The sequence below is a fragment of the Roseomonas sp. KE0001 genome, from assembly GCF_016107285.1.
GTDB lineage: Bacteria > Pseudomonadota > Alphaproteobacteria > Acetobacterales > Acetobacteraceae > Pseudoroseomonas.
In genome coordinates this window covers 371,890-393,454 of record NZ_RCVQ01000005.1, presented here as the reverse complement: position 1 = coordinate 393,454, position 21,565 = coordinate 371,890, and the positions used below count along the sequence as shown (strand labels likewise).

Annotated in this window: 20 protein-coding genes and 2 riboswitches; of the genes, 10 read left to right on the top strand and 10 right to left on the bottom strand. The window is 73.3% G+C overall.

Annotated features, from left to right (window positions below; genetic code table 11):
* Positions 1-23 precede the first annotated feature (23 nt).
* The 4 genes from hemC (at position 24) to D9598_RS12820 (ending at position 4,856) form a co-directional block, all read left to right on the top strand.
* Entirely contained in the window at positions 24-1,001 is a 978-nt protein-coding gene (gene hemC / locus D9598_RS12835; protein ID WP_198366904.1) for a hydroxymethylbilane synthase, read from the top strand.
* On the top strand, positions 998-2,038 hold the full coding sequence (hemH, locus tag D9598_RS12830) for a ferrochelatase (protein ID WP_198366903.1): 1,041 nt from the start codon (positions 998-1,000) through the stop codon (positions 2,036-2,038). Before hemC ends, hemH begins: the two co-directional genes overlap by 4 nt.
* Before the next feature lie 68 nt (positions 2,039-2,106).
* The gene (locus D9598_RS12825; RefSeq protein WP_198366902.1) at positions 2,107-4,146 is read left to right on the top strand and encodes an NAD(+) synthase; all 2,040 of its coding nucleotides are present in this window, start codon (positions 2,107-2,109) and stop codon (positions 4,144-4,146) included.
* Between the two features lie 98 nt (positions 4,147-4,244).
* Entirely contained in the window at positions 4,245-4,856 is a 612-nt protein-coding gene (locus D9598_RS12820) for a cysteine hydrolase family protein (protein WP_232477166.1), read from the top strand.
* 13 nt (positions 4,857-4,869) lie between these two features.
* Here the strand turns inward: D9598_RS12820 and D9598_RS12815 are convergent, their stop codons facing one another.
* Together D9598_RS12815 and D9598_RS12810 are read right to left on the bottom strand one after the other, a co-directional pair.
* The gene (locus tag D9598_RS12815; protein WP_198366901.1) at positions 4,870-6,774 is read right to left on the bottom strand and encodes a glycoside hydrolase family 15 protein; all 1,905 of its coding nucleotides are present in this window, start codon (positions 6,772-6,774) and stop codon (positions 4,870-4,872) included.
* Positions 6,774-7,778, bottom strand: coding sequence for an SDR family oxidoreductase (locus tag D9598_RS12810; RefSeq protein WP_198366900.1), 1,005 nt, complete (start codon positions 7,776-7,778; stop codon positions 6,774-6,776). Before D9598_RS12810 ends, D9598_RS12815 begins: the two co-directional genes overlap by 1 nt.
* Before the next feature lie 161 nt (positions 7,779-7,939).
* Between D9598_RS12810 and D9598_RS12805 the strand changes: the two genes are divergently transcribed.
* On the top strand, positions 7,940-8,977 hold the full coding sequence (locus D9598_RS12805) for an amidohydrolase (RefSeq protein WP_198366899.1): 1,038 nt from the start codon (positions 7,940-7,942) through the stop codon (positions 8,975-8,977).
* On the opposite strand, the gene D9598_RS12800 is transcribed toward D9598_RS12805, so the two are convergent.
* The 4 genes from D9598_RS12800 to D9598_RS12785 form a co-directional block, all read right to left on the bottom strand.
* Complete coding sequence (locus D9598_RS12800; RefSeq protein WP_232477165.1) at positions 8,868-9,296, bottom strand: nitrile hydratase accessory protein; 429 nt, start codon at positions 9,294-9,296, stop codon at positions 8,868-8,870. The genes D9598_RS12805 and D9598_RS12800 overlap by 110 nt on opposite strands.
* A complete protein-coding gene (nthB, locus tag D9598_RS12795; protein WP_198366897.1) occupies positions 9,283-9,939 on the bottom strand; it encodes a nitrile hydratase subunit beta in 657 nt (218 codons plus the stop codon). Before nthB ends, D9598_RS12800 begins: the two co-directional genes overlap by 14 nt.
* Entirely contained in the window at positions 9,936-10,568 is a 633-nt protein-coding gene (gene nthA / locus D9598_RS12790) for a nitrile hydratase subunit alpha (RefSeq protein ID WP_198366896.1), read from the bottom strand. The genes nthB and nthA overlap by 4 nt, the downstream gene beginning before the upstream one ends.
* A 124-nt stretch (positions 10,569-10,692) precedes the next feature.
* The gene (locus D9598_RS12785; RefSeq protein ID WP_232477164.1) at positions 10,693-10,995 is read right to left on the bottom strand and encodes an HU family DNA-binding protein; all 303 of its coding nucleotides are present in this window, start codon (positions 10,993-10,995) and stop codon (positions 10,693-10,695) included.
* A gap of 276 nt (positions 10,996-11,271) precedes the next feature.
* Here D9598_RS12785 and rfbD point away from each other — a divergent pair, with 276 nt between their 5' ends.
* The 4 genes from rfbD to ggt all read left to right on the top strand — a co-directional run bounded on the left by rfbD (position 11,272) and on the right by ggt (position 15,783).
* Entirely contained in the window at positions 11,272-12,156 is an 885-nt protein-coding gene (rfbD, locus tag D9598_RS12780; RefSeq protein WP_198366895.1) for a dTDP-4-dehydrorhamnose reductase, read from the top strand.
* A gap of 63 nt (positions 12,157-12,219) precedes the next feature.
* Positions 12,220-12,325: riboswitch (glycine riboswitch) on the top strand.
* Between the two features lie 3 nt (positions 12,326-12,328).
* Positions 12,329-12,423, top strand: a riboswitch (glycine riboswitch).
* A gap of 68 nt (positions 12,424-12,491) precedes the next feature.
* Complete coding sequence (locus tag D9598_RS12775) at positions 12,492-13,736, top strand: D-amino acid dehydrogenase (protein WP_198366894.1); 1,245 nt, start codon at positions 12,492-12,494, stop codon at positions 13,734-13,736.
* A gap of 112 nt (positions 13,737-13,848) precedes the next feature.
* A complete protein-coding gene (locus tag D9598_RS12770) occupies positions 13,849-14,106 on the top strand; it encodes a hypothetical protein (protein WP_198366893.1) in 258 nt (85 codons plus the stop codon).
* A gap of 69 nt (positions 14,107-14,175) precedes the next feature.
* On the top strand, positions 14,176-15,783 hold the full coding sequence (ggt, locus tag D9598_RS12765; protein ID WP_198366892.1) for a gamma-glutamyltransferase: 1,608 nt from the start codon (positions 14,176-14,178) through the stop codon (positions 15,781-15,783).
* 19 nt (positions 15,784-15,802) lie between these two features.
* Here ggt and D9598_RS12760 read toward each other — a convergent pair whose 3' ends face one another.
* Positions 15,803-16,957: an ABC transporter substrate-binding protein gene (locus D9598_RS12760; RefSeq protein WP_370592014.1), complete on the bottom strand. Its 1,155-nt coding sequence runs from the start codon at positions 16,955-16,957 to the stop codon at positions 15,803-15,805.
* 3 nt (positions 16,958-16,960) lie between these two features.
* Positions 16,961-18,190, bottom strand: a complete 1,230-nt coding sequence (locus D9598_RS12755) for an amidohydrolase family protein (RefSeq protein WP_198366891.1) — start codon at positions 18,188-18,190, stop codon at positions 16,961-16,963.
* Positions 18,191-18,271: 81 nt separating this feature from the next.
* Between D9598_RS12755 and D9598_RS12750 the strand changes: the two genes are divergently transcribed.
* On the top strand, positions 18,272-19,918 hold the full coding sequence (locus tag D9598_RS12750; RefSeq protein ID WP_198366890.1) for an ABC transporter substrate-binding protein: 1,647 nt from the start codon (positions 18,272-18,274) through the stop codon (positions 19,916-19,918).
* 40 nt (positions 19,919-19,958) lie between these two features.
* Here D9598_RS12750 and D9598_RS12745 read toward each other — a convergent pair whose 3' ends face one another.
* Positions 19,959-21,353, bottom strand: coding sequence for an amidase (locus tag D9598_RS12745; RefSeq protein ID WP_198366889.1), 1,395 nt, complete (start codon positions 21,351-21,353; stop codon positions 19,959-19,961).
* Positions 21,350-21,562 carry a hypothetical protein gene (locus D9598_RS12740; RefSeq protein ID WP_198366888.1) on the bottom strand — a complete coding sequence of 71 codons (213 nt, stop codon included), beginning with the start codon at positions 21,560-21,562 and terminating at the stop codon, positions 21,350-21,352. Before D9598_RS12740 ends, D9598_RS12745 begins: the two co-directional genes overlap by 4 nt.
* Between the last annotated feature and the right edge of the window lie 3 nt (positions 21,563-21,565).

The window sequence follows — 21,565 nt, the reverse complement described above, 5'->3', positions numbered from 1 at the left end:
TCCCTCCCCGAGAGACTTCCCCGATGTCCGCCGTCCTCGACACCGCGCCGCCCCCGCTGGCGCGCCCGCGCCCGGCCGCCCTGCTGGCCGGGACGCGACAGAGCCCCCTCGCCCTGGCCCAGACCCGGCTCGTCCTGGAGGCGCTGGCGGCGGCCGGCGGCGCGGAGCCTGCCCTGGCCGTCCCGCTCGGCACCACCGGCGACCGTGAGGCCCGCCGCCTGGCGGATCTCGGTGGCAAGGGCCTCTTCGCCAAGGAGATCCACGAGGCGCTGCTCGACCGGCGGATCGACTTCGCCGTGCACAGCCTGAAGGACCTGGAGACCGAGCTGCCGCCCGGCATCGCCATCGCCGCCGTGCTGCCGCGCGCCGATGCGCGCGACGCGCTGGTGCTGGCCCCCTCCTGCCCGCCCGAGGAACACCGCCTGCCGCTGCCTTTCCTGCCCGTCGGCGCCCGCATCGGCACCGCCTCGGCGCGCCGCGCGGCGCAGCTGCGCGCCCTGCGCCCCGACCTGCGCTTCGGGCTGCTGCGCGGCAATGTGCAGACGCGGCTGGCGCGGCTGGAACAGGGCGACTTCGCCGCCGCGCCCCTGGCGCTGGCCGGCCTGGACCGGCTGCGCCTGCGGCACCGCGCCAGCCTGGTGCTCGAGCCGGAGGTGATGCTGCCCGCCGCCGGCCAGGGCATCGTGGCCATCACCGCGCGGGCCGGCGACCATGCCACCCGGCTGCGGCTGGCCGCCATCGACGATGCCGCGGCGCGGCTCGCGATGACCGCGGAACGGGCCCTGCTGACCGGGCTCGAGGGCTCCTGCCGCACGCCGATCGGCGCCCATGCCCGCCTGCTGCCGGGCGACAGGCTGCGGCTGGACGGGCTGGTGGCGCGGGAGGATGGTGGCTTTCTGCTGCGCCGCCATATCGAAGGCGCGCCGGACGAGGCCGCCCGCATGGGCGCCGCCCTGGCCGCCGAGCTGCGGCGCCTGAGCCCGGGAGACCTTCTCGCATGACCCGCCAGCCCCCCGGCGGCGCCTCCTCCGCCCCCGGCATCGGCGTGCTGCTGGTCAATCTCGGCACGCCCGATTCCACGGGCTACCGGGACATGCGCCGCTACCTGTCCGAGTTCCTGTCGGACCGGAGGGTGATCGAGAACAACCCCCTCCTCTGGCAGCCCTTGCTGCAGGGGGTCATCCTGACCACCCGCCCCTTCCGCAGCGGCGCCGCCTACCGCCGCATCTGGAACACGGCGCGCGACGAATCCCCCCTGCGCACCCATACCCGTGCCCAGGCGGCCCTGCTGCAATCGGCGCTGCTGCGGGATTGCGGGCAGGCGCCCGTCATCGACTGGGCCATGCGCTACGGCCGCCCCTCCATCGCCGAGCGGCTGTCGGCGCTGCGGGACCTGGGCTGCGACCGCATCCTGGTCGTGCCGCTCTATCCGCAGTACAGCGCCACCACGACGGCGACGGTGAACGACGACGTCTTCCGCGCCCTGATGCGGATGCGGCACCAGCCGGCGCTGCGCATCGCCCCCTCCTTCCCCGACCACCCGCTCTACATCGCGGCGCTGGCGGAGAGCCTGCGCGGGACCCTGGCCGGCCTGCCGCGGCAGCCGGAGCGCATCCTCGCCTCCTTCCACGGCCTGCCGGAACGCTACGTCGCCGCCGGCGACCCCTATCGCGCCGAATGCGAACGGACCATGGCGGCGCTGCGCGCGGCGCTCGGCCTCTCCGAGGCGGAGATGCCGCTCACCTTCCAGTCGCGCTTCGGGCGCGAACCGTGGCTGCAACCCTATACCGCCGAGACGGTGGTCGGCATGGCAAGGCAGGGGCTGCGTCACCTCGCCGTCATCACGCCCGGCTTCCTGTCCGACTGCATCGAGACGCTGGACGAGATCGGCCATGAGCTGCGCGACGAGTTCCTCGCCGCCGGCGGCGAAAGCCTGACGCTGATCCCCTGCCTGAATGACGGGCCGGGCGCCATCCGCCTGCTCGCGGCCATCGTCGCGCGGGAGACCTCCGGCTGGGGAGAAGTCCAGCCCCGCTGAGGGCGGCCTCCGGCGGAATTCATCCCGCCGGGCTTGCCGGGCGGCCGGACCGGGCGCAATTCTCCATCATGGAGTTCCATGCCCTCTACCGCCACGGCTTCGCCCGGGTGGCCGCCTGCACCACCCGCTGCCACCTGGCCGATCCGGCCCGCAATGCCGAGGCCATCCTGGCGGCGGCGCGGCGCTGCGATGCCGAGGGCGTGGCGCTCGCCGTCTTTCCCGAGCTGAGCCTGTCGGGCTACGCCATCGACGACCTGCTGCTGCAGGACACGCTGCTCGACGCGGTGGAGGCGGCGGTCGCGGAGCTGCTGGCGGCGACGGCGGCGATGCGCCCGCTGCTGCTGGTGGGCGCGCCGCTGCGCCATCGGGGCCGGCTGTACAATTGCGCCCTGGCCCTGCAGCGCGGCCGCCTGCTGGGTGTGGTGCCGAAGGTGCATCTGCCGAACTACCGCGAGTTCTACGAGCGCCGCCACTTCGCCGCCGGCGAGGGCACCGAGGGCGGGCACATCCGGCTCGCCGGGCAGGAAGCGCCCTTCGGCCCCGACCAGATCTTCCGCGCCGACGACCTGCCGGACCTCGCCATCCATGCCGAGATCTGCGAGGACGTCTGGGTGCCGGTGCCGCCCTCCAGCCAGGCGGCCCTGGCCGGCGCGCTGGTGCTCGCCAACCTCTCGGCCAGCAACATCACCGTGGGCAAGGCCGACACCCGCCGGCTGCTGGCGCAGGCGCAGTCGGCGCGCTGTCTCGCCGCCTATCTCTACGCCGCCGCCGGGGCGGGGGAATCCACCACCGATCTCGCCTGGGACGGGCAGGTCTCGATCTTCGAGAACGGCGCCATCCTGGCCGAGAGCGACCGCTTCCCCGAGGCCGACCAGATCGTCACCGCCGACATCGACCTCGACCTGCTGCGCCAGGAGCGCGCCCGCCAGGGCAGCTTCGACGACAACCGCCGCCGCCTGGCTCCCGCCTTCCGCGAGATCGGCTTCCGCCTCGACCCGCCCACCGGCGACATCGGCTTCCGCCGCGCGCTGGAGCGCTTCCCCTTCGTGCCCGCCAATCCGGAGCGGCTGCACCAGGACTGCTACGAGGCCTACAACATCCAGGTCTCCGGCCTGGTGCAGCGGCTGCGCGCCACGGGCAACGGCAAGCTCGTCATCGGCGTCTCCGGCGGGCTCGATTCGACCCAGGCGCTGATCGTCGCCGCGCGGGCCATGGACCTGATGCAGCGGCCGCGCACGGAGATCATCGGTTATACCCTGCCTGGTTTCGGCACCTCGGCCGGCACCAAGACCAACGCGCACCGGCTGATGGCGGCGCTCGGCATCGATGCCCGCGAGCTCGACATCCGCCCGGCGGCGCGGCAGATGCTGAGCGACCTCGGCCATCCCTTCGCCGCCGGCGAGCCGGTCTATGACGTCACCTTCGAGAACGTCCAGGCCGGGCTGCGCACCGACTACCTGTTCCGCGCCGCCAACCACGCCGGCGGCATGGTGCTCGGCACCGGCGACCTCTCCGAGCTGGCGCTCGGCTGGTGCACCTATGGCGTCGGCGACCAGATGTCGCACTACAATGTCAATGCCGGCGTGCCGAAGACGCTGATCCAGCACCTGATCCGCTGGGTGGCCGCCTCGGGGCAGTTCGAGGCGGAGGTGAACGAGACGCTGCTCTCGGTGCTGGACACCGAGATCTCGCCCGAGCTGATCCCGGCCGATGCCGAGACCCAGGCGCTGCAGAGCACCGAGGCCAGGATCGGCCCCTATGCGCTGCAGGACTTCAACCTGTTCTACACGCTGCGCTACGGGTTCCGCCCTTCCAAGATCGCCTTCCTGGCGTTGCAGGCCTGGGGCGATGCCGCCGCCGGCCGCTGGCCGCCCGGCTTTCCCGAGGCGCGGCGGCAGCATTACGACCTGCCGACCATCCGCCGCTGGTTGGAGGTCTTCCTGCAACGCTTCTTCGGCTTCAGCCAGTTCAAGCGCTCGGCCATGCCGAACGGGCCGAAGGTGGTGGCCGGCGGCTCGCTCTCGCCGCGCGGCGACTGGCGCGCGCCCTCCGACGGCAATGCCCGCGCCTGGCTGGAGGAGCTGCGCCGCAACGTGCCCGGCGACTGACACCGGCGGCTGGACACCGGCGGCTGACCGGCGCGCCGCCCTGCATCCCTCGCGCTCCTGGCTCATTCTTCACTCCGGGACAACGGGAGAAGGACGCCATGAGCAAGAAACCAGGTCTGCGCCAGGGCCCGCTCTCGGAGCGGTGCCTGCATCTCTGCATCGACATGCAGCGCCTCTTCGGACTGGGCTCGCCCTGGCACACGCCCTGGATGGAAAGGGTCCTGCCGGTGGTCGAGCGGCTGGTGGCGGCACATCCGGACCGCACGGTCTTCACCCGCTTCATCCCGGCCCGGCGCCCGGGCGAGGGGCACGGCACCTGGAAGCGCTATTACGAGAGCTGGTCGGAGATGACGCTGGAGGCACTGCCGCCCGGCCAGACCGAGTTGCTGCCCGAGCTGGCGCGCTTCGCACCGCCGGCGCGGGTGCTGGACAAGACCGTCTACTCGCCCTGGCTGGATGGCGCGCTCGACCGGCTGCTGCAGGAGCGCGAGGCGGACACGCTGATCATCAGCGGCGCCGAGACGGATGTCTGCGTGCTGGCGGCCGTGCTCGGCGCGGTCGATCGCGGCTACCGGGTGGTGGTGCCGATGGACGCCATCTGCTCCTCCTCCGACCGCACGCATGACGCGCTGCTGACCCTCTACAACGAGCGCTACGGCCAGCAGATCGAGACGGCGGACAGCGAGGAGATCCTGCGCGCCTGGGCCTGAGGGACGGGCGGCCTCACGCCTCCGGCGCGCCGCCGGGGGGATGGCGGGGGGGCAGGCTGGGCGCGAGGCGGTTGCGGGTCTCGCGCAGCGCGCGGTCCGCATAGCTGCCGCGCACCGCCTCCCGGCCCCCGGCCTCGTAGAGATCCAGCACCAGGGCGCTGTGGATCAGGCCGAGATGGCTGAAGGCCTGCGGGAAGTTGCCGAGGAACTCGCCCGCCTCGCCGATTTCCTCGGCATAGAGGCCGACATCGTTGGCCATCGCCACCAGGGCGGCGAAGCGCTCCCGCGCCTCTCGCTCGCGGCCGAGCGCCAGCAGCGCGTCGACCAGCCAGAAGGCGCAAAGGAGGAAGGTTCCCTCGTGCCCCGGCAGCCCGTCCTCGGTCTTGTAGCGATAGACCAGCGGGCCGTGCCCCAGCCGCGCGATCACGGCATCGACGGTGCGCTCCAGCACCGCGTCATCCAGCGGGAAGCCGAGCATCGGCGCCAGCAGCAGCGCCGCGTCCACGTCCTCGCCGCCCATGACCTGCGTGAGATGGCCGCGCACCGGATGCACGCCCTCGCGCCGGATCGCCTCCTCGATCGCCTGCCGCTCGCGCAGCCAGTGCTCGCGCGCTCCTAAGCAGCGGATGGCGCGGTCCAGTGCCACCCAGTTCATCAGCGCGGCATGGACGTAGTGCTGTTCCGGCTGGCGCGGCTCCCACAGCCCCGCATCCGGCTCGCGCCACTCCCGGGCCACGAGGTCGGCCAGGGCGATGGCGGTGTCGCGCAGCGGGCCTTCCACCGCGCCGCCGATGCTGTGGTGGAAATGGATCAGGTCCAGCACCTGGCCATAGACGTCGAGCTGGTGCTGCTCCGCCGCCTCGTTGCCGTTGCGCACCGGGCGGCTGCCGCGATAGCCCTCGAAATGCGCCACCTCCTCCTCTGCCATCCCCCGGCTGCCGGTGATGTCGAAGAGCGGCGGCAGGCGCCCGTTCTCGCCGCGGCAAAGGCCGAGGACGAAGTCGAGGAAGGCCTGCGCCTCCCGCACCTGGCCGTGCTTCTTCAGGGCATAGAAGGCCAGGCAGGAATCGCGCAGCCAGCAGAAGCGGTAGTCCCAGTTGCGAATGCCGCCGACCTCCTCCGGCAGCGAGGTGGTGGCGGCGGCCACCATGGCGCCGGTCGGGGTGTAGGTCAGGCCCTTCAGCACCAGGGCACTGCGCTCCACCATCTCGCGCCAGGGGCCGGCATAGGTGGCGCCGCGCGACCACTCGCCCCAGCGCCGGGCCGCCTCATCCAGCAGGGCCTGGAAGCCGGGCAGCTCCTGTGCCGCGCTGGCGGCATCGCCCAGCAGGAAGTGGCGCGCCGCCCCGGCGGCCAGGGTGAAGCGCGCCAGGGCGGCCTCGCCGGCCGGGGAGAACTCCACATCCGTCGCCAGGGAAGGACCCTCCGCCATATCGACCAGGCCGGGCGTCAGGCGCAGCGCCGGGAAGGCCGTGGCGAAGCCCGCCAGGGGCTGATGGCGCGCCACCATCACGACCTCGCCGACGAGGCCCTCGACGCGGCGCAGCAGCCGGTCCGGTCCCTGCCCGGAGGGCGGGCCGGCGACCAGGGCATCGGTCAGCAGCACCTCGCCCCGCGCCGTCCGGAAGCGGGTCTCCAGGATCATGGTGCCGGGGCGGTAGGCGCGCGTGACCGTGCAGGCCTCGGCCGGCCGGACCTGGAAGAAGCCGCCGCGGCGGCGGTCGAGCAGGCGCGAGAAGACCGGCTCGGCATCGAAGCGCGGCAGCGCCGCCCAGTCGATCGAGCCATCGCGCGCGACCAGCGCGCTGCCATGGCCGTCGCCCAGGAAGGCGTAATCCGCGATCGGCCGGTAGTCGCGCCCCGCCGGCTCGGCCTCGCCCTCCAGCGCCGGCAGAGCCAGCGGCTCGGAAGGCCGCATCAGCCGCGCCTCCGGCCCAGCGCGAGACCGACGCCGCAGGCCAGGGCCAGGGCCGCGCCGCCGGCCAGCGCCCGCGCCGCCCCGCCCGAGAGCCGCAGCGCCCGGTCCGTGGCCTCGGCGGCATAGGGGCCGTCCAGCCGGTCGAAGACGGCGCGCGGCTCGAAGAGATTCCCCGCCGCCTGGGCCGGGCGCGGCGGCGCGGCCGGATCCATCTGCCCGGAGGGCGCGGCGCGGGCCAGGTAGCGGTCGGCGAGGCCCGGCATCAGGGGCCCGAGCAGCGCCATCAGCCCCGCGCCGCCGAGCCAGTGCTCACGGCCGCCATGGATCAGCGCCGCCTCGATGGCGCGGGCCGCCGCCTCGGGCGTCACCGCGCGGCCCATCGGACGGGGGCGGTGCGGCAGGCGCGCCCGGGCCCAGGCGAATTGCGGGGTGTTGACCGCCGACAGGTGCACCTCGGTCACGCTGATCCCGCTGCCTTCCTGCCGCAGCTCGGCGCGGAGCGAATCCGTGAAGCCCTGGATGGCATGCTTGGCGCCGCTATAGGCGCCCTGCAGCGGAATGCCGTGATAGGCCAGCGCCGAGCCGACCTGGAGGATGCGGCCGGGCCGGTTCCGCCCCCGCATCCGCCGCAGGGCCGCCATGGTGCCGTGGACATAGCCCAGGTAGCAGACCTCGGTGACGCGGCGGAACTCCTCCGGGCTGACGTCATGGATCGGGGCGTAGAGCGTGACCATGGCGTTGTTGATCCAGGCGTCGATCGGGCCGAGCACGCGTTCGGCCTCGCTTGCCGCCGCCTCGACCGCCGCGGCATCGGCCACGTCGCAGGGCAGCGGCAGGGCCTCGGCACCCAGGGCCCGGACCTCGCGGGCCAGCGCCTCCAGGGGCTCGGCGCCGCGCGCGATCAGGCCGATATGCCAGCCGGCCCGCGCCAGGCGCAGCACCGTGGCCCGGCCCACCCCGGCCGAAGCCCCCGTGATCACCGCCACCCGGTCCCTGTTGCGCATGCCGGCTCCTTCCTCGAATGCCAGGGAAGAAGAGGCGGCCGGCCGGAAAGTTGCCGTTTTGTCATACGGTGCCGCTCTCGCTCCCCGCCCCGGCTTGCCGCATTCTGGAACCGGGGAGATGCCCGACGCGGACAAGGACCCGACGCGGACAAGGAAAGGTCATGCACGCCCGACGCTACAAGGGTCCGATCATCGACGCCCACCATCACCTGTGGGACCTGTCGATGCGCCGCCATCCCTGGATCTCGGGCCGGCATGTCGGCGTGCTGGGCGATGTCAGCCATCTGCAGCAGGACTACCTGATCGACGACCTGCTGGCGGACATGGCGGGCCAGGGCATCGTCGGCTCGGTGCATGTCGAGGCGCTGTGGGACCGGATCCACGATCCCTCGGAGGAGACGCTCTGGCTGGAGGGGCTGGCGCGCCCGGCGGGAATCGCCGGACGCTATGTCGGCTATGTGCCGCTCGCGGCCGGCGGCGCGGCCGAGATGCTGGAGCGCCAGCTCGCCGCCTCCCCCCGCCTCGCCGGCCTGCGCGAGACCATCCGCTGGCATCCCGATCCGGCGCGGAGCTGGACCCTGCGCGGCCTGACGGAGCACGCCGCCTGGCGCCAGGGGCTCGCGCTGCTGCGCGCGCACGGCCTGGTCATGGAGCTGCTCATGAACCCCTACCAGGCCGAGGAGGTGGCGGCGCTGGCGGCGGCCCTGCCGGACCAGGTCTTCATCGTCGACCACTGCGCCTCGCCGCTCGACCGCGATGCGGCGGGGCTGGAGCGCTGGCGCCGCGGGCTGAGGGTCCTGGCGGCGCGGCCCAATGTCGCCATCAAGCTCTCGCACCCGAGCGCCTACAGCGAGGGCACGGAGACAAAGGCGCTGGCGGCCGTGGTGCTGCCCTGCCTCGAGGCCTTCGGGCCCGGGCGGGCGATGTTCGGCAGCGACTATCCCATGGCCCGCCGCAGCATGTCCTACGCCGCCATCTGCGACGGCCTGCGGGAGATCCTGGCCCCCTTCAGCCCGTCGGAGCAGCGCGCCGTCTTTCACGACAACGCGGCGCGCTACTACCGCTTCCCACCCGCGGAACCGCCGCGCCTCAGCCCGCCAGATGGCCCGCGGACGGTGGCCCGGGCGGCCGGGACCCGGCGGCGGGGCTCGCCGAGGGAGAGGCCAGGGGAGCGGCCAGCGGATCCGCCGCCAGGGTGATCGGCCGGCCATGGGGTGTCGCCGCGGCCGCCCGCGCCCAGGCCTGGCGGCGCGCCTCCAGCGCCTCCGGCGCGACGATCCCCTTCTCCGCCAGCAAGGCCTCCAGCGCATCCAGCCACTGCGCGTAGTAGGAGCCGCCGCCGGAGGCGATGCAGCGGCCGAGCGCCTCCGCCCATTCGCCCCAGCCGAAGCATCCCGCCTCGTGCAGGGCCACGGCCATGGCGAAGGCCTGGGCTTCCCAGGGCTCGGCGAAGACCGGACCCTCCGCGTCGCGCGGCAGGCTCAGCGCCTCGGCCGTCGCATCGTCACACCGGCTCAAGATAGGACTCCCAGGCATCGAGGGTGACGGTGACGGCCGGATCGGCGCCCTCGCCCCAGAGCTCGCCGGCGGTGAAGCGGACGGCGTAGAGCCATTGCGGCGCCTCGTCGCCGCCCAGCGCCAGCGTGTCCGGAAAGACGAAGACGCCATGCACACGCTCGATGACACCCTGCCGCCCGCGCGCGTAGCGCGGCAGGCGGGTATGGCCGCTGGTCTGGAAGTTGCGCGCCCGCACGGCCTCCCCCTCGGCGAAGTGCGCCGGCGCCCCCGCCGGGCGGGAATAGGGCGAGCCGCGCGCCAGCATCGGCGCGACCTCGGCGGCGGCGAGCGGCTTCAGCGGCCTGCCGGGCCCGTATGCCTTGCCGTCGCGCAGTTCGGTCTCGGTCACCAGGCCCTTCTGCAGCAGCAGCTTCTCCAGACCCTTGATCCAGATCTCGTAGTAGCTGGAGGTCAGGTACTCGCCCGGCGGCAGGGTCTCCCGCGCATGCCGCGCGGCATCGATGCTCCATTGCCCGAGCGCCCCGGCCGCGAGCGTCACCGCCAGGGCGCGCCTCTCCCAGCCGGCATGGAAGCGGACCTCCTCCGGCTCCGGCCGCACCGGGCCGAAGCCCTGCATGCCGCCCAGGTCCTGCGCGCCGTTCATGCCGCCGGCTCGCGCGCCAGGGCGGTGCCGATCATGGAATCGCGGCTGACGAGATCGGCCAGCCGCGATTCCTCCCAGCCCTCGGTGCCGGCGGGCCGGCGGGGGATGACGAGGTAGCGCGTCTCGGCCGTGGAATCCCAGACGCGGATGCGCGTCGTCTCCGGCAGGGTGACGCCGAAATCGGCCAGCACGCCCCGCGGATCGAGCACGGCGCGGGAGCGGTAGGCGGGCGACTTGTACCAGGCGGGCGGCAGGCCCAGCACCGGCCAGGGGTAGCAGGAGCACAGGGTGCAGACGACCATGTTGTGCTCCGCCTCGGTGTTCTCCACCGCCACCATGTGCTCGCCCTGGCGCCCGGTATAGCCGAGGGAATGGATGGCGGCCGAGGCGTCGCGCCGCAGCCAGTCGCGGAAGTCGGGATCGGCCCAGGCCTTCGCCACGACGCGGGCGCCGTTGCGCGGGCCGATGCGCGTCTCGTAGGTCTCGATCAGCGCGTCCAGCGCGGCCGGATCGGCGTAGCCCTTCTCGACCAGCAGGGATTCCAGCGCGCGCACGCGCAGCGCCATCCCCGAGAGCTCGCTACCCTCGTCGTCATGGTCATGGTGGTGATGGTGATCGGGCCCACTCATCGCCGCTCTCCCTGCCTGGGGACACGACACCATTCCGCCGGGCGCCGAAGGGGTCAAGACCGGAGGGGGCGGGGCCGGAAATGTCGGGGGCGGCGGAGCACCCGGAGGCCTCCGCCGCGCGCCGTCAGCCGGCCTCGCCGAGGCGGCTCTTGAGATCCTTGGCCGGCTTGAACTTCACGGTGCGGCTGGCGGCGATCTCCACCACCTCGCCGGTGGCCGGGTTGCGGCCCTGGCGGGCGGCGCGCTCGCTCACCGCGAAGGAGCCGAACCCGGCCAGGCGAACCTCGCGCCCGGCCCCGAGGGTGTCGCCCAGGGTCGACAGCACGGCCTTCAGCACCGCATCGGCCTGGGTCTTGGGCAGGCCCGTGGCGGCGGCGGCGGAATCGATCAGATCCTGGCGGCTCAGCGGGCGGGTATCTTCGGTCAAGGCGTCACTCCGACTTGGTGGTAATGCCCGAGGAGAGACACAACCGCCCGTGGCCGGTCAAGCGCGCGCCCGGCCCGGAAGGCCCGCGAAGCCCCGCCTTCCACAGGTTTTTTGGCGGGACGGCCCGAAAATGACGCTCCTGTCATCCCCGGGCGGGCCGGGACCCGCAGCGGCGGGCTGGGCGGCGCGGCGGGCCCGGCCTAGAAGACGGGGAGAGACAGGGAGACAGAGAATGCCGGTTCACCCCCTTCACCGTCGCCAGGGCGCCGCCCGCTGATGCGGGTCCTCGTCGCCGGCCGCACCGGCCAGCTCGCCCTGGCGCTCTCCCGCCGCCTGCCGCGGGACGGGCACGAGGTCACCGCCCTGGAGGCGCCCGAGCTGGACCTGACGGACGCGGCCTCGATCGCCCGCGCCGTGGCCGACACGGCGCCGGAGGTCGTCATCAACGCCGCCGCCTATACGGCGGTGGACCGCGCCGAGGACGAGCGCGACCTGGCCTATGCCATCAACGCGACCGGCGCGGCCCTGCTGGCCGAGGCCGCGGCCCGGCGCGGCCTGCCCTTCGTGCATGTCTCCACCGACTATGTCTTCGACGGGCTGAAGGGCAGCCCCTATGTCGAGACCGACGCCGCCAGCCCGGCCGGTGTCTATGGCGCCTCCAAGCGCGCCGGGGAGGAGGCCGTGCTGGCCGCCAATCCCCGCTCCGCCATCCTGCGCACCGCCTGGGTCTGCAGCGCTGACGGCAACAACTTCCTCAAGACCATGCTGCGCCTCGGCGCCGAGCGGGAGACGCTCAGCGTCGTCGCCGACCAGCACGGCGCACCCACCTTCGCCGCCGACCTGGCAGAGGCCATCGCCCGGATGCTGCCGCGCCTGGCCGCCGCCGGGGCTGGCGACGAGGCCTTCGGCCTGTTCCACCTGACCGGCGCGCCCTGGACCACCTGGCACGGTTTCGCCGCCGAGATCTTCGCCCAGGCGGCGGAACGCGGCGCCAGGGTGCCGGCGCTGAAGGCCATCACCACCGCCGAGTATCCGACCAAGGCGCGGCGCCCGGCCGATGGCCGGCTGGATTGCGGGCGGATCGGCCGGGTGCACGGCATCGAGCCGGCGGACTGGCGCCGCTCGCTGGCCGCCGCGCTGGAGGTGCTGCTGCCCCGCTGAGGCGGGAGGGTCGATTGTGCTTGACGGCGCCGGCGCGGCTTTGCCACCCTGCGCCGCGTCCGCCGAAGCCAGGCAGGAGAGCGCGGCAGGCCCTCGTCAGAGGCGCCATGCCGCCGCCGACGGAGCAACCCCCCAGGAAACTCTCAGGCACCCGGACTGCAGGGCGAGGACGATCTGGAGAGAGGCGGACCGGGCATGGCCCCGGCACCGCCCGCCGAAGGGGATATCCCGGCGCGCCGGGTTAAGCTCTCAGGCACCGTGACAGATGGGGGCAGACGGCGCGGCCGAGGACCGCACCGCGCTGCCGCGCCATCCTCACGGAGACGGCTCGACCCATGAGCAAGATCGCCATCATCGGCGCCGGGATCACCGGCGTGACCACCGCCTATGCCCTGCTGCAGCGCGGCCACCAGGTGGTGCTGCTCGACCGGCACCGCTATGCCGCGATGGAGACCTCCTTCGCCAATGGCGGCCAGCTCTCGGCCAGCAATGCCGAGGTCTGGAACAGCTGGGCGACGGTGCTGAAGGGCATGAAGTGGATGCTGCGGCAGGATGCGCCGCTGCTGCTGAACCCCCGCCCCGGCTGGCACAAGTACAGCTGGATGGGCGAGTTCCTGGGACAGATCCGCCACTACCGCGCCCATACGATCGAGACCACACGCCTGGCCATCGCGGCGCGCAGGCACCTTTTCGACATCGCCGCGCTGGAGGGCATCGACTTCGACCTGGAGCGGCGCGGCATCCTGCACATCTACCGCGACCGGCCGGGCTTCGAGGCGGCGCAGCGCACCAACGCGCTGCTGACCGAGGGCGGGCTCGACCGCCGCGCCGTGACGCCGGAGGAGATGCGCGCCATCGAGCCGGCGCTGCAGGGCACCTATTACGGCGGATTCTTCACGCCCTCGGATTCCACCGGCGACATCCACAAGTTCACCCGCGGCCTGGCCGAGGCCTGCCAGCGCCATGGCGCCCGCTTCGTCGCCGAGGCCGAGGTCAGCCGCATCACCCACACCGCGCGCGGCATCGAGATCGCCTGGGACAAGGCCGGGCGGGGCGTGCCGGGCGGCGTGGAGGTGGTGGACCGCCTCGTGGTCTGCGCCGGCATTGCCAGCCGCCGCTTCGCCGCGCTGCTGGGCGACCGCGTCAACGTCTATCCGGTGAAGGGCTATTCCATCACCGTGCACCTGGACGATGCGCGGAGCCAGGACGCCGCGCCCCAGGTCAGCCTGCTGGACGACGCCACCAAGATCGTCACCAGCCGGCTGGGCCGCGACCGCTTCCGCGTCGCCGGCACGGCCGAGTTCAACGGCGAGAACCGCGACATCCGCGCCGACCGCGTCCGGCCCCTGGTCGATTGGGTGCGCGACCTCTTCCCCGAGGTCAGCACGGCGCGCAGCGTCCCCTGGGCGGGGCTGCGCCCGATGACGCCGGGCATGATGCCGCGCATTGGCCGCGGCAGTCGTCCGGGCGTCTTCTACAACACCGGCCATGGCCATCTCGGCTGGACCCTCTCCGCCGCGACGGCGCAGATGGTGGCCGAGGCGATCGGCGAGGAGGCGCGGCGCAACATCGCCGCCTGAGGCGGCCGGGCCGCGTTTCGCGGGATTGTGAGGCACGCCGGACTCCTCCGCGACTCCTGAGCCGAATCAATCGCTTGACGCGCCTCGTGACCGTCCCGCTAGCCTGCGGCGCATGAGCCTTCCTGTCCTCGCGGCGGCGCCCGACCCCACCACGCCGCTCTACTACGCGCATGGCTATGCGCTGCATCTCCTCTGCGCCTGCGGCCAGGAGGCCTGGCCGACGGTGGAGGAGATCGCGCTCTCGCGGCGTTTCGCCCGCGACACCCGCCTGGCCGACCTGCCGCGCCGCCTGCCCTGCGCGGGTTGCGGCGCGACGCCGGAGCTTCGGGCGGTCCTGCCGGCCCCCCGGGCGGGGCGGGGCGGGCGCTAGCACCAGCGGCGGCTTCACGCCCGGCGCCCTTCGGCGCACTCTGCCGCCTCGCGGGGAAGGAGCACGGCGATGCGGGGCATGGTGGTGGCGGCGCAGCCGGAAGCGGTGGAGGCCGGGGTCGAGGTGCTGCGGCGCGGCGGCAACGCCGTGGATGCCGCGATCGCCTGCGCCTTCAGCCAGGGCGTCGTCGATCCGCAGATGTGCGGCATCGGCGGCTTCGGCGCCATGCAGCTCTGCCTGCCGCGCCAGGGCGTGCACACGGTGCTGGAATTCTTCTGCCGCGCTCCGCTCGCCGCCACGCCCACGATGTGGACGGAGAAGTTCATCGGCCAGTCGCGCGACGGCTTCGTCTTCCTGCTCTCCGACCAGGGCAACGATCTCGGCCACGGCGCCATCGGAACGCCGGGCAATGTCGCGGGCTATTGCGAGGCGCTGTCGCGCTTCGGGACGATGCCGCTGGCCGAGGTGATGGCGCCGGCCATCGCCCAGGCGCATCGCGGCGTGCTGGTGCGGCCCTACATGCACTACTACTGGACCATCGACCACGGCGGCGACGGCCAGGTGAATGTCGAGGACAAGCTGCGCTTCAGCACGGAGGGGCGGCAGGTCTATTTTCGGCCGGACGGGCGGCTGAAGCGCCCCGGCGAGACGCTGCGCAACCCCGGGATGGCGCGCACGCTGGAGCGCATCGCCGCCGGCGGCGCGGAAGAGTTCTATCGCGGCGCCCTGGCGCGCGAGATGGTCTCGGACATCCAGGCGGGCGGCGGGCTGATCACCCTGGAGGATCTGGCCGCCTATCGCGTGCGGGAGAAGGCGCCCGTCTGGGGTCGTTACCGCGGCCTGCGCATCGCCTCCAACCCGCCGCCCGCCGGCGGCGCCTCGCTGATCGGGCTGCTGCAGATCCTCGGGCATTTCGAGCTCGGCGCGCTCGGCCATGGCAGCACGGAGCACCTGCGCCTGCTGGCCGAGGCGATGAAGTGGATGACCATCGACAGGGACGCCCATATGGGCGACCCCGACTTCGTCGACGTGCCGCTCGGCCGGCTGCTCTCGCCGGAGCACGCCGCCCTGCTCGCCGGCCGCATCCGCGCCGGCGAGGTGGCGCATGTCGAGCGCGCCGGGGAGCCCCTGGACCCGCCAGACACCACCGTGGTCTGCGTCGTCGATGCCGAGGGCAACGCCGTCTCGCTGACGCACACGCTGGGCATCCCCTCGGGCGTCATCACGCCGGGGCTGGGCTTCATGTACAATGGCTGCATGAGCGGCTTCGACCCGCGCCCCGGCCGCGCCGCCTCCATCGCGCCGGGCAAGAGCCGCGGCAGCGCCATGGCGCCGACGATCCTCTTCGAGGGCGAGGCCCCGGTCATGGTGCTGGCCGCGCCGGGCGGCACCTACATCGTCCCGGCCCTGGCCCAGGCGATCATGAACGTGGTGGATTTCGGCATGGGCATGGCCGAGGCCGTGGCGGCGCCGCGCATCGTCGCGCTGTCCGACACCATCGACCTCTGCAACCGCATCCCGCACGGCACCGAGGCGGCGTTGCGGGCCATGGGCTATCCCACGGCGCGCTCCTACCAGAGCCACGCCTTCGGCGCGCCGCATGGCCTGCTGCTGCGCGACGGCCGCTGGGAAGGCGGCGCCGACCCGCAGCGGGACGGGATGGCGATGGCGGCCTGAGCCGGACGGAAGCGCCGCCTCAGCCGCGGCGCGGCCCATCCTGGGCCGGATCGGTGCTCACCCAGTAGGTGCCCTCGAACGGCACGGCCGAGAAGCGGCGGTTGATCTCCTCCAGCGTCGCGGCGGGATCGAGATCGGCGAAGAGGTCCGGCCGCCCCCAGCGGGCCACCGCCTCGGCGGCGACCATGCCGATCGGGCTGCCGGTGAAGAAGTTCCACAGCCCGTGCAGCCGCCCGTCGCGCACCGCGCCGAGGCTGCGCCATTCCGCCTCGCGCGCCAGCCGGGCCAGGCTCTCCCGCGCCACGGCCGCCGGCACGCCGCTGCCCAGGGCCAGGCCGCCGTCCCGGCCATCGCCGGACAGCGCCAGGCCGGTGCCGATCACCAGATCCGGCCGCATCGCCAGCACCTGCTCCAGCCCGGTCAGGCCGCCATCCGCCAGCCCGGCCTGGCCCTCGGTCGCGTTGCGCAGCCCGGCGGGCGCCAGGTACTCGCCGCCGCCCGAGGCGCCGGCCACCCAGCAGCAGGGCCAGCGGCCGGGGAAGGCGGTCAGCAGGGCCAGGGGCCCCGGCGGGCGGCCGGCAACGCGCTCGCGGAGACGGGCCAGCCGCGCCTCGTGCAGGGCGACGAACTCCGCCGCGGCCTCGCGCCGGTCCAGCACCTCGCCCAGCAGGCGGATGCTGGGGCCGACATTCTCCAGCGGCCTGCGGAAGACATCGATGAACAGCACCGGGATGCCGGCGGCCTCCAGCAGCGCCAGCTCCTGCGCCGAATCGTCGCGCCGCCTCTGCCACGCGCCGAGGATGACGAGATCCGGCCGCAGCGAGAGCACGCGCTCCAGCGAGAAGGCCTGCCCCACCCCGCCCGTCACCTCCGGCACCGTGGCCAGCGCCGGGAAGCGGCGCAGCCAGGCCTCGTGGCTCCGCGGGTCGGCCTGGCGCAGATCACCGCCCATGCCGGCCAGCAGCGAGACCGGATCGGGGTGCAGAAGCCCCATGGCCAGGAGCTGGAAGCTCTCGCCCAGCAGGATGGCCCGTGGCGGCGCCTTCAGCGTCACGGTCCTCCCCGCCATGTCGGTGACGCGCCGCGGCCAGACGGGCTGCGCCGCGGCGCGGATCGCCGGCAGCACCAACGGCGTGGCCAGGAGCGAGAGGAAGCCGGCGCGGGTGAGGCGCACGGATCAGCCCAGCCCGTTCCTGACGAAGCGGCCACCGCGCAGGATGGCACGCAACGCCGCCTCCCGCTGCAGCAGCGCCGGGTCGCGGTAGGGATCGCCCTCGACCACCAGCAGGTCGGCATGGGCGCCGGGGGCGATGACGCCGATCTCCCCCTCCATCCGCAGCAGCCGCGCCGCGACGGTGGTGGCCGAGGCGATGATCTCGGCCGCCGGAAGCACCCGGGCGCGGATCTCGAACTCCATCGACTGGTGCCGGTGCAGCCCGCCCAGCAGGTCGGTGCCGAAGGCCATGGGCAGGCCGGCGCGGCGCATGATGTCGAGCGATTCGAGGCCCGAGCGCCGCACCGTCTCGATCTTGGCGACCGATTCCGGCTTCAGCCCCATGGCCGCGCCCTCCATCGCCAGGGCCTCGTAGGTGACCAGCGTCGGCACCGCGATCGCCCCGGCCGCCGCCGCCTGCGCCGCCGTCTCGGCGGTGATCAGGTTGCAGTGCTCCAGGGAATGGACCCCGCATTCCACCGCCCGGCGGATCGCCGCGTCGGTGTAGAGATGCGCCGAGACATAGGTTCCGAAATTCTCCGCCTCCTCGACCACCGCGCGGATCTCCTCGCGCGAGAAGCCGAGGGCGTGGATCGGGTCGCTCGGCGAGGCGACGCCGCCATTGGCCATGATCTTGATGAAGCGGGCCCCCGCCTTCAGCTCCTCGCGCGCGGCGCGGCGCACGGCGTCCACGCCGTCGCAGAGGCGGCCGAGCGCGCCGACCCGTTCGGAGAAGATGCCGGGCCGGTCGTCGAAGGGGCTGCGCAGGTCGGAATGCCCGCCGGTCTGGCTCAGCGCCTTGCCGCAGACGACGAGGCGCGGGCCCTCCACCAGCCCCTCCTCGACCGCGATGGCCAGGCCGGCATCGGCGCCGCCCACGTCGCGCACCGTGGTGAAGCCGCGCATCAGCATGCCGCGCATCACCGCCCCGGCGCGGAAGGCCGCCAGCGAGGAAGGCTGCATGGCATTGGCGCCCAGATCGACCATGGCGGCGATGACGTGGACATGCGCGTCGATCAGGCCGGGCATCAGCGTGAGGCCATCGAGGTCCAGGCGCGTCGCCGAGGCGCTGTGGATCGGGCGGTCCGACACCTCGCGCACCCGGCCGCCCTCGACCAGCACGGAGAAGCCGTCCAGCAGCCGGTCCCGCGCCGGGTCCAGCAGGCGTCCGCCGGTGAAGAGGAAGGATTCCATCGCGCTGCTCCATGCTCGCCGGCGTGGCCGGCGGCCCGCCTCTTGCTTCCTCCTCTAGGCACTTCAGCAGGGAGCGTGAAGATGGCTTTGTCACGTCGCGGACTCATGGCCGCCGGGGCCAGCGGATTGATCGGCGGCGGGTTGGGCCTGCCCATCCCGGGCGCAGTCCGCGCCGCGCATGCCCAGGCGCCGGGCACGGGTGGCGGCACCATCCGCTACGGCATCTCGATGGCCGACATCCCGCAGACCACCGGCCAGCCGGACCGCGGCGCCGGCGCCTACCAGTTCACCGGTCACACGATCTACGATCCGCTGGTGGCCTGGGAGATGGATGTCGCCGAGCGCCCCGGCAAGCTGGTGCCCGGCCTCGCCACCTCCTGGGAGACCGATCCCGCCGACCGGACGAAGTGGATCTTCCGGCTGCGCCCGGGCGTCACCTTCCATGACGGCAGCGCCTTCGACGCCGATGCGGTGATCTGGAACTTCGAGAAGGTGATGAACAGCCAGGCGCCGCACTTCGACAACCGCCAGGCGGCGCAGGTGCGGCCGCGCCTGCCCTCCGTCGCGGCGTGGCGGAAGCTGGACGCCATGACGGTCGAGGTCACCACCAAGGCGGTGGACAGCCTCTTCCCCTACCAGCTGCTGTGGTTCCTGATCTCCTCCCCCGCGCAGTACGAGAAGCTCGGGCGGAGCTGGGAGAAATTCGCCTTCGAGCCCTCCGGCACCGGCCCCTTCCGGCTGGCGAGGCTGGTGCCCCGCGCCAGCGCCGAGCTGGTGCGGCATGACGGATACTGGAACCCGGCCCGCCGGGCCAGGGCGGAGCGCATCATCCTGCTCTGCGCGCCGGATGCCGTCTCGCGCACCAACGCGCTGATCGGCGGGCAGTTCGACATGATCGAGACCCCCGCGCCCGACATGGTGCCGCAGCTGCGCGCCTCCGGCTCGCGCATCGTCGAGAACGTCACGCCGCATGTCTGGAACTATCATCTCTCGCTGCTGGAGGGCTCGCCCTGGCGCGACATCCGCCTTCGCAAGGCGGCCAACCTCGCCATCAACCGCGAGGAGGTGGTGGCGCTGATGAACGGCCTGGCCAAGCCGGCGGTGGGCGTGGTGGACCCCTCCTCCCCCTGGTTCGGCAAGCCGGGATTCGAGGTGAAGTACGACCCCGACGCCGCGCGCAAGCTGGTGGCCGAGGCCGGCTACGGCCCCCGCAACCCGCTGAGGACAAAGTTCCTGGTGGCGACCGGCGGCTCGGGGCAGATGCTCTCCATGCCGATCAACGAATACTGCCAGCAGTCGCTGCGCGAGGTCGGGCTGGAGATCGAGCTGGTGCCGGTGGAGCTGGAGGTGCTCTACACCTGCTGGCGCCAGGGCGCCGCGGGGGAGCTGGCGAAGCGCAACGCCGTCACCGCCAACAATGTCGCCTATGTCACCTCCGACCCGCTCTACGCGCTGATCCGCTTCTTCCATTCGAAGCAGGTCGCGCCGACGGGGGTGAACTGGAGCCACTTCAGCGACGCGGAGGTGGACCGGCTGATCGACCAGGCGGTGACCAGCTTCGACACCGCCGAGCAGGACCGGCTGATGGCCGAGGTGCACCAGCGCGTGGTGGACGAGGCGTTGCTGGTCTTCGTCGTGCACGACACCAACCCGCACGCGATGACCCGCAAGGTCGCCGGCTACACCCAGGCGCAGCACTGGTTCCAGGACCTGACGACGCTGGCCTGAGGCGCCGCCGGGAGGGCCGCGCCCCTCCCGGCCCCGCCGCTCACAGCGGCGGGCGCCGCTCCATCCAGCCCGCCGCCTGCTCATAGGCCTGGGCAACGCGCAGCAGCATCGCCTCGTCATGGTTGCGCCCGACGAGCTGCACCGAAAGGGGCAGGCCATTGGCCGCGAAGCCGGCCGGCACGGCGAGGGCCGGATGACCCGTCGCGTTGAACGGGCCGGTCAGGGGATGCTGCCGGCGGAACGGGCCCTCATCCACCGCATCGACCCGCGGCGCGGCCGCGGCGATGTCGGGGCAGAGGATGGCGTCGCAGCCAGCGAGCACGGCATCGACCTCCGCCGCGATCATCCGCCGCAGCCGCTGCGCCTGCACGTAATGCGGCCCGGTCACGAAGGCGCCGACCATCAGCCGCTCCCGCGTCACACGGCCATAATCCTGCGGCCGCTCGCGCAGGTCCCGCTGGTGGATGGCGAAGCCCTCGGCCAACAGGATGACCTGCAGGCAGGCATCCATCACCCGTCGCGGCGGCAGCCTCACCTCGACGATCTCGGCGCCGAGCAGGGCGAGCAGCTCGGCGGCGGCGGATAGCGCCGCCGAGGTCTCGGCATCCAGCAGCGCCTCCTCGTTGAAGCGCGGGGCGATGCCGATGCGCAGGCCGGCGACACCGGCCCGCAGCTCGCGCAGATAGTCGCCGGGCGGCACCGGGGCCGAGGCCGGGTCGCGCGGATCGTGCCCGGCCAGCACCTGCATGGCCAGGGCGCAGTCCTCCACCGTCCGGGTCAGCGGGCCGGTATGGTCCATGCCGAAGCTCAGTGGCACGACGCCGTGGCGGCTGAGCCGGCCATAGGTCGGCTTCAGGCCGACCACGCCGCAATAGGCGGCGGGCAGGCGGATCGACCCGCCGGTGTCGCTGCCCATGGCCAGCCCCACCATGCCCGAGGCGACGGCCACGCCGGAGCCGGAGCTGGACCCGCCGGCGAAGTGCTCGACATTCCAGGGGTTGCGCGCGTTCGGCCAGGGCAATTCGTCGGTCGGGCCGCCGCGGGCGAACTCATGCGTGGACAGCTTGCCGAGCAGGACCATGCCGGCCGCCTCGAGCCGCTCGGTCGCGTCGCTGTCGGCCTCGGCCACATGGCCGAGGCGCAGCCGGGAATGCGCCGTGGTGGGCAGGCCGGCGGCGTCGTAGATGTCCTTCAGCGCGAAGGGGACGCCGTGCAGCGGCCCGCGCCGGCGGCCGGCACGGATCTCGGCCTCGGCGCGGCGGGCGGCGGCCAGGGCGCGGTCCGCGGCCAGGGTGACGAAGGCATGCAGCCTGCCGTCGAGCGCGGCGATGCGCGCCAGCGCCGCCTCGGTCAGGGCGGTCGGGGATTCACCGGCGGCGATGCGCGCCGAGGCCTCGGCGAGGCCCGGGACCGGCGGCGGAAGGGCGGCGCTCACGACCGCCCCGCCGCCCGCCCGGCGCCCGGCGCCGCCGGCGTGAAGACGGCCGCCGGCTCGGCCGCGTAGGGGTAGGGCTCGTCCAGCACCGAGGCCAGCTCGGCATAGGCCAGATAGGCTTCGTACATGGCCGGCTCACGTTCGGGCGGGACGCTGATCCCGGCCCGCGCGAGGCAGGCCCTGAACTCGGCACGCAGATCCTGAGGCATCGT

Excerpts from the sequence above, each read along its gene's own strand:
- hemC (WP_198366904.1), top strand. The coding sequence starts at position 24 with ATGTCCGCCGTCCTCGACACCGCGCCGCCCCCGCTGGCGCGCCCGCGC.
- hemH (WP_198366903.1), top strand. The coding sequence starts at position 998 with ATGACCCGCCAGCCCCCCGGCGGCGCCTCCTCCGCCCCCGGCATCGGC.
- D9598_RS12825 (WP_198366902.1), top strand. The coding sequence starts at position 2,107 with ATGGAGTTCCATGCCCTCTACCGCCACGGCTTCGCCCGGGTGGCCGCC.
- D9598_RS12820 (WP_232477166.1), top strand. The coding sequence starts at position 4,245 with ATGAGCAAGAAACCAGGTCTGCGCCAGGGCCCGCTCTCGGAGCGGTGC.
- D9598_RS12815 (WP_198366901.1), bottom strand. The coding sequence starts at position 6,774 with ATGCGGCCTTCCGAGCCGCTGGCTCTGCCGGCGCTGGAGGGCGAGGCC.
- D9598_RS12810 (WP_198366900.1), bottom strand. The coding sequence starts at position 7,778 with ATGCGCAACAGGGACCGGGTGGCGGTGATCACGGGGGCTTCGGCCGGG.
- D9598_RS12805 (WP_198366899.1), top strand. The coding sequence starts at position 7,940 with ATGCACGCCCGACGCTACAAGGGTCCGATCATCGACGCCCACCATCAC.
- nthB (WP_198366897.1), bottom strand. The coding sequence starts at position 9,939 with ATGAACGGCGCGCAGGACCTGGGCGGCATGCAGGGCTTCGGCCCGGTG.
- nthA (WP_198366896.1), bottom strand. The coding sequence starts at position 10,568 with ATGAGTGGGCCCGATCACCATCACCACCATGACCATGACGACGAGGGT.
- rfbD (WP_198366895.1), top strand. The coding sequence starts at position 11,272 with ATGCGGGTCCTCGTCGCCGGCCGCACCGGCCAGCTCGCCCTGGCGCTC.
- D9598_RS12775 (WP_198366894.1), top strand. The coding sequence starts at position 12,492 with ATGAGCAAGATCGCCATCATCGGCGCCGGGATCACCGGCGTGACCACC.
- D9598_RS12770 (WP_198366893.1), top strand. The coding sequence starts at position 13,849 with ATGAGCCTTCCTGTCCTCGCGGCGGCGCCCGACCCCACCACGCCGCTC.
- ggt (WP_198366892.1), top strand. The coding sequence starts at position 14,176 with ATGCGGGGCATGGTGGTGGCGGCGCAGCCGGAAGCGGTGGAGGCCGGG.
- D9598_RS12755 (WP_198366891.1), bottom strand. The coding sequence starts at position 18,190 with ATGGAATCCTTCCTCTTCACCGGCGGACGCCTGCTGGACCCGGCGCGG.
- D9598_RS12750 (WP_198366890.1), top strand. The coding sequence starts at position 18,272 with ATGGCTTTGTCACGTCGCGGACTCATGGCCGCCGGGGCCAGCGGATTG.
- D9598_RS12740 (WP_198366888.1), bottom strand. The coding sequence starts at position 21,562 with ATGCCTCAGGATCTGCGTGCCGAGTTCAGGGCCTGCCTCGCGCGGGCC.